The organism is Pseudonocardia xishanensis (genome assembly GCF_039541715.1).
In the GTDB taxonomy this organism is placed as follows: Bacteria; Actinomycetota; Actinomycetes; order Mycobacteriales; family Pseudonocardiaceae; genus Pseudonocardia; species Pseudonocardia xishanensis.
This window is the reverse complement of the sequence record NZ_BAABGT010000005.1, coordinates 1-11494: the sequence shown is the minus strand read 5'-3', so window position 1 is coordinate 11494 and position 11494 is coordinate 1. Positions and strand designations below refer to the sequence as shown.

Annotated in this window: 12 protein-coding genes and 2 pseudogenes; all 14 read right to left on the bottom strand. The window is 71.4% G+C overall.

Features of this window, described 5'->3' with window-relative positions; genetic code table 11:
- Positions 1 to 4: 4 nt before the first annotated feature.
- Positions 5 to 958, bottom strand: a complete 954-nt coding sequence (locus ABD993_RS01820) for a PDR/VanB family oxidoreductase (RefSeq protein ID WP_345412085.1) — start codon at positions 956 to 958, stop codon at positions 5 to 7.
- Entirely contained in the window at positions 958 to 2142 is a 1185-nt protein-coding gene (locus tag ABD993_RS01815; RefSeq protein ID WP_345412014.1) for a cytochrome P450, read from the bottom strand. The genes ABD993_RS01820 and ABD993_RS01815 overlap by 1 nt, the downstream gene beginning before the upstream one ends.
- A gap of 129 nt (positions 2143 to 2271) precedes the next feature.
- A complete protein-coding gene (locus ABD993_RS01810; protein WP_345412013.1) occupies positions 2272 to 3267 on the bottom strand; it encodes an AraC family transcriptional regulator in 996 nt (331 codons plus the stop codon).
- 51 nt (positions 3268 to 3318) lie between these two features.
- Positions 3319 to 4974 (bottom strand): AMP-binding protein, encoded by a 1656-nt coding sequence (locus ABD993_RS01805; protein WP_345412011.1) that lies wholly within the window; start codon positions 4972 to 4974, stop codon positions 3319 to 3321.
- 23 nt (positions 4975 to 4997) lie between these two features.
- Positions 4998 to 6122, bottom strand: coding sequence for an FAD-dependent monooxygenase (locus ABD993_RS01800; RefSeq protein ID WP_345412009.1), 1125 nt, complete (start codon positions 6120 to 6122; stop codon positions 4998 to 5000).
- Positions 6119 to 6691 (bottom strand): flavodoxin family protein, encoded by a 573-nt coding sequence (locus tag ABD993_RS01795; RefSeq protein ID WP_345412007.1) that lies wholly within the window; start codon positions 6689 to 6691, stop codon positions 6119 to 6121. The genes ABD993_RS01800 and ABD993_RS01795 overlap by 4 nt, the downstream gene beginning before the upstream one ends.
- 5 nt (positions 6692 to 6696) lie before the next feature.
- Positions 6697 to 7959, bottom strand: a complete 1263-nt coding sequence (locus ABD993_RS01790; RefSeq protein ID WP_345412005.1) for an alpha/beta hydrolase — start codon at positions 7957 to 7959, stop codon at positions 6697 to 6699.
- Positions 7956 to 8213, bottom strand: a complete 258-nt coding sequence (locus ABD993_RS01785; protein WP_345412003.1) for a hypothetical protein — start codon at positions 8211 to 8213, stop codon at positions 7956 to 7958. The genes ABD993_RS01790 and ABD993_RS01785 overlap by 4 nt, the downstream gene beginning before the upstream one ends.
- On the bottom strand, positions 8210 to 8812 hold the full coding sequence (locus tag ABD993_RS01780; protein WP_345412001.1) for a VOC family protein: 603 nt from the start codon (positions 8810 to 8812) through the stop codon (positions 8210 to 8212). Before ABD993_RS01780 ends, ABD993_RS01785 begins: the two co-directional genes overlap by 4 nt.
- An 88-nt stretch (positions 8813 to 8900) precedes the next feature.
- Positions 8901 to 9632: a TetR/AcrR family transcriptional regulator gene (locus ABD993_RS01775; RefSeq protein WP_345411999.1), complete on the bottom strand. Its 732-nt coding sequence runs from the start codon at positions 9630 to 9632 to the stop codon at positions 8901 to 8903.
- Positions 9633 to 9794: 162 nt separating this feature from the next.
- On the bottom strand, positions 9795 to 9935 hold the full coding sequence (locus ABD993_RS01770) for a hypothetical protein (protein WP_345411997.1): 141 nt from the start codon (positions 9933 to 9935) through the stop codon (positions 9795 to 9797).
- A 162-nt stretch (positions 9936 to 10097) separates the two neighbouring features.
- A complete protein-coding gene (locus tag ABD993_RS01765; RefSeq protein ID WP_345411996.1) occupies positions 10098 to 10355 on the bottom strand; it encodes a hypothetical protein in 258 nt (85 codons plus the stop codon).
- Between the two features lie 49 nt (positions 10356 to 10404).
- Positions 10405 to 10611 (bottom strand): annotated as a pseudogene (locus ABD993_RS01760) (hypothetical protein); the annotation flags it as partial.
- Positions 10612 to 10664: 53 nt separating this feature from the next.
- Positions 10665 to 10932 (bottom strand): annotated as a pseudogene (locus ABD993_RS01755) (IS701 family transposase); the annotation flags it as partial.
- Between the last annotated feature and the right edge of the window lie 562 nt (positions 10933 to 11494).

The following is an 11494-nucleotide window of genomic DNA, read 5'->3' as shown; positions in this document are numbered from 1 at the left end:
GTGTCTACAGGTCGAGCACGAGCCGGGAGCCGAGGCACCGCGAGACGCACGGCAGGAGCCGGTCCCCCGCGGCCCGCTCCTCGTCGGTCAGCACGGAGTCGCGATGATCGGGGACGCCCGACAGGACGGGGGTCTCACAGGTTCCGCAGGTGCCCTCCTCGCACGAGGTGAGGACGTCGACACCCGCCTCCACCAGGACATCCACGATCGACCGGCCCGCGGGCACGAACACCTCCGCCCCGGTCGAGGCGATCTCCACGGTGAACGCGCGGTCCTCGGCGGTCGGGTCCCCGTCCCGGGGCGCGAAACGCTCCGTCCGCAGCCGGAACCCGCGGCTGGCGCACGCCGCCTCGGCGGCGGCGAGCAGCGGTTCGGGACCGCAGCAGTAGACGACGGTGTCGGCGGGCACCGCGTCGAGCGCGGCGGCCAGGTCGATCAGCCCCGACTCGTCCCGCGGGACGACGGTCAGCCGCCCGCCGGGGACCTCGGCCAACGCCTCGCGGTAGGCCATCGCTGCCCGGCTGCGGCCGCCGTAGTGCATCGACCACGCCGCCCCGCCCGCCGCGACCCGGCGGACCATGGCCAGCAGCGGGGTGACGCCGATGCCGCCCGCGAGGAACAGGTGGCCCGATGCCTCCTCGAGCGGGAAGTGGTTGCGCGGCCCGCGCAGGAGGAGTTTGTCGCCCACCACGACGCGGTCGTGCAGCCACGCGGAGCCACCGCGTCCGGCCTGCTGTCGCAGGACGGCGATCCGGTAGGCCGTGCGGTCCGCCGGGTCGCCGCACAGCGAGTACTGCCGGACCAGCGGCTCTCCGCCCGCCCCGTCGATCTGGACGTCGACGTGGGCGCCGGGCTCCCATGTGGGCAGCTCCCCTCCGGCCACGGGCCGCAGCACGAACTCCACGACGTCGTCCGCGAGGCGGGTGCGCGCGTCGACGGCGACGCCGATCTCGTCCATCACCGCGGGTCCTCCGGGGTGAAGACGACGGGCAGGGCGTGGTGCGTCATCAGCGACCCGCCGACCAGGCCGCTCTCGACGGGCTCCCCGTCGAGCCGCAGGTCCGGGACCCGGTCGAGGAGCCTACCCAGCGCGATCCGCAGCTCGGCCCGGGCGAGGTGCTGCCCCTGGCACACGTGTGCGCCTGCCCCGAAGGTGACGTGCCGGTTGCGGGTGCGGCCCCGGTCGAAGGTGTCGGGATCGCTGAACTCGCGCGGGTCGCGGTTCGCGGCGGCCAGGTCGAGCAGCACCCGACCGCCTTCCGCGAGCTCGTGGTCGCCGACCCGCACCGGGCACCGGACCGTGCGCGCGAACAGCTGCAGTGGCGTGGTCAGCCGCAGGCTCTCCTCGATGACCCGCGGCATCGCCTTCCGATCGGCGACCAGGTCGTCGCGCAGCCCGGGCTGGGTGAGGACGTGCCGGATCAACCCGCCGAGTGCCGACCCCGTGGAATGGTGGCCACCGACGATGTAGGCGAGCAGCAACCCGGTCGCGCCCGCCTCGTCGATGGTCTTGCCCTCGACGACACCGTTCGCCATCTGCGTCAACAGGTCGTCGCGCGGGTGCTCGCGGCGGGCGGCCAACCACCGCTGGGTGGTGTCGTGGAACTCGGCGAATCGCGCGGGGAAATCGGCGGTGCCCATCGCGGCGTAGAGCGCGGCGGCGATGCCGCGGGCCCGCACGGCCTCCGGCTGCTCGAGCCCGATCATGCGACCGATCACGATCGCGGGCAGTGGTTCGGCGAGCTGGTCGACGAGGTCCGCCTTCCCCGACCCGGCGAAGGCGTCGATCAGCAGGTCGACGACCTCGGTGATCACCGGCTCGAACGCCCGCACGGCACGCGGGGTGAGAGGTCCGTCGAGGACCCGCCGCCACTCGGCGTGCTCGGGCTCGTCGAACTCCAGGGCCGGGACCCGCGGGAGCAGCGGGTTGGCGGGGATCTTCACCCCGTCGGCGGAGGAGAACGCCGCCGGGTCGTTCAAGGCGCCGCGGACGTTCTCGTACCGGGTCAGGTAGTCGAAACCACCGTGGCGGTCGCTGTGCACCACCGGGCAGCGCTCGCGCATCTCGGCGTGGGCGCGACGGACCTCGGTGGCGGGCAGGGTGCCGTCGAGATGGTCGAAGGCAGCAGGTGTGGTGGTCATGACGACTCCTTCGTCTGCACTGACGGGTGCGCTCAGCGTGGCTCGGCAGGCCCGCGCGGTCTATCCGGTCGACGCGGCGATGTCCGCAGGACGCGACCGCCGCACCGCGAGCGCCTCGCCCTCGTGCGATCACCGTCGTCGCCCCTCCGCCCGGCGGGCGCCGTGGAGGGTGGCGGACGGTGTGATGCCGTGGCGGGTGCGGTAGTCCTGCGCGAACCGCCCGAGGTGGACGAACCCACAGCTCAGGGCGATGTCCGCGACCGTCGCGCCGTCCGTGGGGGCGGACAGCATCCGATGGGCGCGCACGAGGCGCTGCTCGCGCTGGTAGCCGGTGACGGTGGTGCCGAACCGCGACCGGAAGCCCTCCTGCAACGTGCGCAGCGAGACCCCCGCCGCGGCGGCCAGTTCCTCGGGCCGCAGGGGCGCGACCGGGTCGGCCGCGACCGCCTCGGCCACGACACCCGCCGCCCGGTGGCCACGCGCCCCACCACCCCGGGTCAGCGCTTCGGCGTGGTCGTGCGGCTGGGCCAGCAGCAGGGCCGTGACCAGCATGCGCTCCAGCTCGGCGGCGGCGCCCGGGGGCAGGACGCCGCTGTCGAACCGGTCCACCGTGGACGCCGCCAGCCGCAGCAGCCCGGGCCACGGCGAGTCGTCCGGCACGCGCAGGTCGAAGGTCAGGCCGTGCTGCGGCTCCGTCCCGATCCGGGAGAACGCCTGGTCGACGACGGTCCGCGGCAGCTTCGCCGCGACCTGCGCGGTGCGGGGGGCGAACCGCAGGTGCAGCCGCTCACCCGGGGAGATCACGCAGGCCCGGCCCGCCGCGATCCGGTGTCGTCCGAGGTCGGTCGCGACGTCCATCCCGCCGCCGAGCACGAGCACGACGGTGTAGTAGTCCATCGGGACCCGGCCCGTGACCTCGGCCTCGCCCTCGTAGACGGCGGAGAGCAACGTCGAGGAGCCGATGGCGACGGCATGGAGCCGGGAGCCGAACTCCCGCGGCCGGGTGGCGCGCAGCCGGTGTGCCGACATCACCCGGCCCGCTGCCTCCTCGGCCTCGTCGAGGGCGGTGGTCTGGATCCGGGTGTGCCTGCCTAGGGGTAGGTGCGCCGACGTCGTCGCCATCATCTCGGTCCTCCTTCGACACTCGCGACGATCGTCGCCTCCGTCCACCCGCCGTTACACCCGTGGGGACAGGTCCTCGGCGAGCCGCCGGAGCCGGGTGCGGTCGATCTTGCCGACCTGGCTGACCCGCGGCATCTCGCCCAGCACCTCAATGCGCTCCGGCCACTTGTACTTCGCGACCTCCAGGCGCTCGAAGTGGACCCGGACGGCGTCGAGGTCGATCTCCGCGCCCTCCCTCGTCACCACGAAGGCGCAGGCCCGTTCGCCGAGCCGCGGGTCGGGCATCGCGACCAGCGCCGCCTCGGAGATCGCCGGGTGCGATCCGAGCAGCAGCTCGACCTCCTCGGTGTTGATCTTCTCTCCACCTCGGCTGATCATGTTCTTGATCCGGCCCTCGACGGTGTAGCACCGCGCGCCCGCGATGGTCCGCTCCGCCATCAGATCCCCGGTGCGGTAGAACCCGTCGGTGGTGAAGGCTCGGCGGTTGTGCTCGGCGGAGTCGAAGTAGCCGCGCAGCGTGTAAGGGCCGCGGGTGCAGAGCTCACCCACCTCGCCGGGAGCCACCTCGTCCTCGGTCCCCGGCTCGTACAGTCGGATCTCGTCCGCGTCCGAGATGGGGACACCGACGCTGTCCGCCCGGGCGTCGAGCGGGTGGTCGAGCGGGGTGGTCAGACACAGCCCCTCGCTCATCCCGAAGATCTGTCCGGCCCAGACCCCGCGGGCGTCCAGGGCGTCGACGTGGGCGCGGGGGACCTTCTTGCCGCTGAAGAGAACCCGGCGCAGGGACCCTGCCGCGGCGAGCCCGTCGTCGAGGGCGATGTCGTAGGCGAACGGGCCGAGGAGCAGGTCGGTGGCCTCGTTGCGGACCACGAGATCCACCGCGGCCCGCGCGTCCGGCACCCCGAGCACGAGCGTCGCGCCGACGCTGTGCGGGCCCTGCAGCCCGATGATCACCCCGGCGTTGTGCACGATCGGCATCATGAAGGCCATCCGGTCACCGGGGCCCCACCCCATCGCCCGGGCCAGGCTCGCACCGTAGAGCCAGTACGGGGCCTGCAGGCACGGGATCACCTTGGGCACCCCTGTCGTGCCGCCGGACAGCTGGAACGCCGCGAGGGCCTGCACGCCCAGCCCCGCCTGCACCCGCTCGACGAGCGCACGGGCCGCCGCGGGATCGATGTCGTCCCCGAGGTGATCGAGCTCGACCGCACGGGGGTCGGACGCGGCGCCGTCGGACACGAGGACCGTCCGCTCGGCACCCACCGCCTGCTCGAAGGCGAAGGCAACCAGGTCGAAGCGCGGGTCCGCGGCGGCGACCAGGTGGGCGACGGGCCGTGTCTGGCTGGCGATCTCGGCGATCTCGTGTCCACGGTGGAGCGGCAGCGTGCAGACCGGCACCAGACCTGCCTTGAGCAGGGCGTACCACGCTACGACCGTGTGGACGGTGTTGTGCACCTGCAGCAGGACGGCACCGCCGGGCTCGAGCCCCAGGCCGGCGAGCCCGGCCGCCCGCAGGTCGCTGAGCCGGTCCAGCTCGGCGAAGGTCAGGGTGTCCGCGCCGCAGACCACCGCGGCGGTCGTCGGGTGCTCGAGGGCGATCCGGTGGAGGTGCTCCGCGATCGTCGGCGCCTCCCAGAGGCCCTCGCGGACGTAGCGGGCCTCGACCTCGGGTGGGTAGCGGACGATCGTGGTGTCGGAAGCGAGCGTCATCGCACGTCTCTCTCGTGGGGGCGTCAGCGTAGGTCGCGCTCGTAGCCGAGCACCACATCGCGGTTCTGGCGGCGGAAGTCGCGGTAGGACACCCGGCCGGTGCGCATGAGGTACTCCAGCGCGAACTTGGTGGGGTGGGTGATCGTGCGGCCGGGCAGGCCCTCGTACCAGTCGATGCTGCGCTTGGCCGCGGCCTGGAAGGCGTCCGCGACGGGCCTGCGGGTGCGCTCGAACTCCTTGAGGCCGACCTCGACGTCCCAGCCGGATCCGGCGAGGGCCTTGGTCAGGTAGACGGCGTCCCGCATCGCGAAGCGGGTGCCCGACCCGATCGACGGGTGCACGGTGTGCAGCGCGTCGCCGATCAGGACGAGGTTGCGGTGGGTCCAGTGGGCGCAGCTGAGGAACTTCGTCTGGAACCAGGGCGAGTGGTTGCTCTCCAGCGGGGCGCCGTCGAGCGAGCCCGCGAACAGCTCCTCGCACAGGGCCCGCGACTCCTCCTCGCTCATCTCGCCGAACCCGAGCCGGTCGAAGGTCTCCTGGCCGACCTCGACGGTGAAGTTGCTCATCTCGGGCGAGAACTGCGAGGCGTGGCTCATCAGCAGGCCGTGGTCGCTGTTCTGCAGGATGATCGACGGCGGGTAGGCCTTCGGAGTGCCGTACCAGGCCAGCCAGTTCGTGCCCAGCTCCTCGACGGGCGCGAGGTGCTCGGCGAAGGACTGCCGGGTCCGGCTGTTCACCCCGTCCGCGCCGACGACGAGATCCCAGCCCGCCAGCTCGGCCTCGGTGACGGCGGCCTCCGCGTCGTGCTCGACGGTCACGCCTGCGGCCCCGGCGATCCGCTCGAGCTCCGCCAGCAGGGTCCAGCGGGCGTTGAGGAAACTCCGCCCGACGTGCACCGGGACGTCCGTCCCGTCGAGACTGAGCACCATCGCCTCGTGGCTCATCCCCGCGGTCAGGGCGTCGACGACATCCGGGGCGGCGGGTCGCAGCGCCTCGGCCGCGCTCTCGCTGAACGCCACGCCCCAGCCGTAGGTCACCCCGGGCGGGTTCTGTTCGCGCACGTGCACCGTCGCCGCGGGCACGGCCCGCTTCGCGAGGAGGGAGAAGAACAGGCCGGCGGGTCCGCCGCCGACTACCAGGATCCTCACAGTCCGGTCCCCTTCCACAGCGCCACCTGCCGCGCGACGCGCTCACCGAGCGCCGCGGCGGTGCGCAGGTCGCTGGCCTTCATGCCTTCCAGCCCCTGGTCCGAGTTGGACTGGGCCATCGCGCCCGCATAGGCGCCCAACCGGTTGAGCTCGGCGTCCGAGCCGGAGCTGCGCCCGTTGCCGTCGAGCAGGCCCAGGCCGAGCCAGGCCATCCCGTGCTGCATCGCGAAGAGCCACAGCTGGGTCAGGGTGCTGAGCTTGTCCCCCGAATGCCCGCTGGAGTTGGTGAAACCGGCGGCCAGCTTGCCCTTCCAGCCTTGGTCCAGCCAGATCTTGGAGCTCGCCTCCATGAACGTCTTGAACACGGCGGAGCCGCTGCCCATGTAGGTGGGGGTGCCGAAGATCAGCGCGTCGCACCCGTCGAGCTGCCGGAGGTCGAGGGCGACCTCCTCGGCGAAGTACAGCGAGACCTCGGTCCCGGGGACGGCGGCAGCGCCCTCCCCGACCGCCCGTGCCTGGGCGGCGGTGTGGCCGAACCCGCTGTCGTAGACGACTCCGACGGAGCCCACGTGGGTCACCTCTTTCCGTGTGGTGGTGCGGTGCCGAAGCGGTCGGCGAGCCAGTGGTCGACGTGCACGGCAGCGGCTGCGTAGCCGGTCGGCTCGCCCTCGGCCACGGGCTGGCCGAAATGCTGTCCGCGCACGACGTGGTGGGTGAGGTCGGCCGCCCCGAGGGCGGCGACCATCCGGGCGCCCGCGGCGGGTCGCGCCGCCTGGTCGCCGCTGAACTCCAGGTAGAGCGTCGGGACCGTGACGCCGGGGGCGCAGCGCACGAAGTCCGCGCGGGTGTGGTTCACCGACCAGGTCGAGAGCCAGGAGTCCTGGGTGGTGAGCCTGCCGAACCCCACGAGCCCGTAGTTGATCAGGTCCGGCCGGTGCCCGAACAGCGACCCGTAGTGGCGGTCGTTGGGCTCGATGGTCGGGTCCACGTAGGCCGGGTCCGCGTCGGTCCGGTAGGTGGTGAGGATGCGCGGCGCCAGTGCGGCCCGCCGGTCGGCCGGGTCCTTGCTCGTGCTGAACCGGGCTCGCGAGCGCGCCACCTCGTCGGCCGCGGTGAGCGCCCGCGCGTCGATCCGGGCGATCCGTTCGGCCTGGGCGGCGCGGTATGCGGCGACGAAGTCCGCCGAGTAGCGGCTCGGCTCGGGCGGTGCGGCGAACCCGTTCCGGGCCGAGTACATGTCGAGCTCGGGGTCCACCGACATCGGGTCCGACTCTTCGAGGACCGACGGGTCGATGCAGTGGCGCAGCACCTGCCCCTGCCCGGGGTGCGGGGCGAGGAGGATCGCCCCGTCCGGCAGGGGCATCCGCGTGCCGGGCAGCGGGACCGGCCTGCCCGCCGGCGTCACGTCGAACCGACGCTCGGGCTCCGTCGCGGCCTGCTCGATGTAGAAGGCGGAGAGTGTGCCGCCGCCGGAGTGGCCGAAGGTCAGCACCGTCTCGAAGCCCAGGTCGCGCAGCAGGACGTGCCCGGCCGCCGCGTCGAGTAGGGCCTGCTCGTGCACCAACGCGATGTCGTTGTTCGGCGACCGGGTGCCCTGGGTCCAGACCGACACCCCCGCCCGCAGGAACTCGGGGATCATGGGGTGGTGGGTCAGCGACTGCCGAGGGTGCATGACCGTGACCACCGCGGTGGCGCCGTCGAGGGCGTGCAGGACGCCCTCCACCTTGGCCCCGTCCGCGGTCGTCAGCTGGTGGGTGGCGATCGTGACGCCTGGTGGTGCCGTGGCCGTGGCGACGTCTCGCCCCGCGCCGAGACGGTCGACGGCGACGGGGCTCACGGTGTGTCCTCCCGCGGCTCGACAACCAGCTCGACCTTGTCCCAGCGCGACACCCGACCGCCTTCGACGGCGGCGACCGAGCTGTACCAGACCGCGTTGCGGCAGCCGGTCGCACCGCGCTCGATCCGGATCTCGCCGACCGCTTCGACCTCGAGATAGGGCCCGCGGCGGCGGACGGTCGTGTCCGGGTCTTTACTCGCGACCTCGGCCAGCGGCCGGAAGTCGTCGACGTCGAGGACGTATAGGACGGTCATGCGAACGTCACCAGCTCGGCCTCGCCCGCATGGCGCTCGGCGATGAGCTTCGCCTTGCGCGCGAAGAACTTCTCCAGCGTCGGGTCGTTCTCACCGGCCACGTCCATGAGGGCGTCGACGCTGACGTTCGCGTCGATGTCGTCCTCGACCGTGATCGCCCGCAACGGGCGCGTGATCTCCATCAGGTAGCCGTTGGGGTCGGTCACGTAAATCGACTCGACGGTCTCGTGGCGGACCTGCAGCTCACACTGCCAGTCGCTCGCATCGAGCCGGCGACGGTACTCGAGCAGGTGCTCCTCGGAGTCCACGTGGATCGCCAGGTGCCGCGCGCGGTGGATCAGATCCGGGATCGCGGTGTCCCGGTATGGCTCGACCCCGAAGTAGTAGAAGAACGCCAGCCGGTCGCCCTTGCCGATGTCGAAGAAGAAGTGAATGAAGTCCGGGTGGTCGCCGGGACCCCAACCCAGGGCGCAGGTCGCGTGCACGACCGGGAATCCCAGCACGTCCCGGTAGAACGTGATGGTCGCCCGGGGGTCGAACGTCGGGAACGCGGCGTGGTCTACCCCGCGGACCACGTGCGCTCGTTCCGAGGTGGACATCGGGAGGGCTCCTTCCGCGTCGAATGATGCGGACACGAGCGTAAGGCGGTCTGGCACACACGTCAAGAAACTGACGCCTGCGTATCGGTCAGTCTTCGACGCGGAGCAACCTGGCCAGGTAGTCGAGGTCCTGCTGCAGGAGCGCGACGGCGCCGAGCGGCGTCGGCGCGCTGGGGCGACGCTTGTCGACCTGCACGACCATGGCCACGGCGTCGGCCGCGATCTGCTCGGCCACCGGCTCGGCCGGATGAGCGGGTGCGGGATGGAACCACCAGGCCACCCAGTTGCACATGCCGATGATCGACAATGCCGTGACGCGGCTGTCGAGCGGGCGGAAGAGGCCGGCCACGATGCCCTCGTCGAGCACCCCCGTGATCTCGCGCAGCACGGCCCGGCGCGAGTCCAGGTGACGCTCCGCGATGTCGGAGGGCAGGGCCTGCTCGCTGCGGTCGAGCGTCCGGAACTGGGCCGGGTTGTTGGCCCGCTGCAGGACGAGCTCTCGCACGAGCGCCCGCAGCTTCTGCGTGGGATCGAGGTCCGCCCGCTGCCTCATTGCCCGGAGCGAGCTCGCAGCCTCCTGGCTGGTCGCCTCGACCATCGCGACGAGCAGCTCCTCCTTGCTCCGCACATAATTGTAGAGGTTCGGCCTGCTCAGACCCACCGCATCCGCGACATCCTGCAGCGTCGTCCCATCGTAGCCGCGTTCGGCGAACAGCTGCGTGGCCTGCTCCAGGATCTCGCTCATCAGGAGCTTGCGCCGAGGCGCGGCCTGCTTGCGGGGCACCCGGCCGTTGTCGCCTCGTTCGCCATCCTCGCTCACCCCGCCACCGTAGTTGGCGTGGCTCCCGCGACCAGCCGCTCCTCTTCGTCCGCCGGACCGCCGTGCCCGAACAATCGGCCTGCCCAAGACACCTTTCAAGCCTGCTCATGCCGAGCACGCCGCCGCAGCGGGTCGTCGCGGCGATACGCCGCCCGCATCCTGCTACCCGGGCCACGCCGCGAACTCGTCGACGTCTACGGCCGGGCCGTCGATCTGTGCCGGCTGGCACTCGACATCGCCACCGCCGCGGGCGCCGATCACGACCCGCTCGCCCGCCGACGCCTGCTCGCAGCGACCCGACACCAGAACACCGTCACCGCGCTCGGCGTGATCCCCGGTGTCGCCGAGGCCAGCAGCACCCAGCTCGCCGAGGACCTCGACGAGCTCGACACCCTCGACCCGCGCGATCCAGACGATCCCGGCGACGACACGAGAAGAAATAACTGAGCCCTGCGCGCCCGTCGGTCACAGGTCCGCGGGTAGGAGACCCTCGGTCAGGTCGTCGAGATCGAGCCACCCATCCACGTCCGCGCCCGGCCACACGTACACCGGGACCGGACCGACCTGCATCCGGTACTCCATCCCCGCCCCCTCCACCGCCACCAGCTCTCGCAGCTCGTCGCACGCCCGCCGTCGCGTGTGGGTCCAGGTTGTCTCGACACCGGCGGCGGTCCAGTCGACGTTCTCCCGTCCCGGCCGCAGCACTCCCACCTTCCATCTCATGCCCGCCACCGTCAACGGCAACGGCCCGGCCGCGCTAGGGAGTGTCTGAACGCTCGAGCACGGCTTTGATCATCTCAGGGAGGAAGCCTCCGTCACCGGTCAGGGCGAGCTCACCGGCATCCACCTTGGACATCAGCCCGTCGAGCAGCCCGGCATCGATCATCCGGTTCACCGCGTCACGGGCCGTCTCGGGCTCACCACCGACCTGAGCGCCGGCACCGAGCGGATGCGCGTCCTGATCATCGACCACGGACATCTGTGTACTCCTCGACTCAAGAGGATCTTGTTACACAGACCATCTGACAGTCTCTCGCCGAGGTTCTCGAGCACATAGACGCGCAGGTCGTCGCGGACTCCATCGACATCCCAGCCAGCGGTGCGCAGCAGCCGCTGCATCCCGTCCGGCGACACTGCACCCGCATGCTCGGCCAGCGTCCAACCGTTCCTGCGCTCAAGCCCGGCCAGCAGCCCACGCAGATACGCACCGACCCGACGCCGCGGCTCCACCCGCCAACCGACTCGCGATCAGCTCCACCACCGCGTCCAACGAGGCCACCCACCCGGCAACATCAACCACACGGTGATCATCACCGCCGAACAGCCCTCACCCTCTCACGACACGCCGAACCGCCGCTGCAGTAGTAGTCCCATGCCAGCCGGATCCGCTGGGTCATGCCGACCTGCGGACCCGCTGGTAGGGGGCATCGCCTGACGGTCGGTCTCCAGCAGGTCGAGCGGGCATCAGCGAGAAGCGCGGTCCGGCCGCCGCACCAGCATTGCTCGTGCACCCCTGCCACTTGGGAGGTGAACCCCGGGCTCGATCTCCACGGACTTCAGATCGAAGAGCAAGCATTCAACCAATGAATCCTTCTTGAACCCACCTGACAGGGCTTCATTATATGAACTCTTGCGTCCAGATATGAAATGCTGTGGAATGGCGGACAGCTGCGGCGCCGCAGCTGGAGCGTGTCGATGCTCCCCGTCTTCGCAGGAGGTCAGCAGGATGTGCTCCGCCGTCATCTGCGCATCTCGCGAAGCCCGGCTTGGTTTCCGTACGCGCGCGAGACGCCAGCACATGGCTGAACCGTCCTGGCCGGTGGAGAGGCTCCTGATCTAGCAAGGAGACTGGAGCTGTGGGA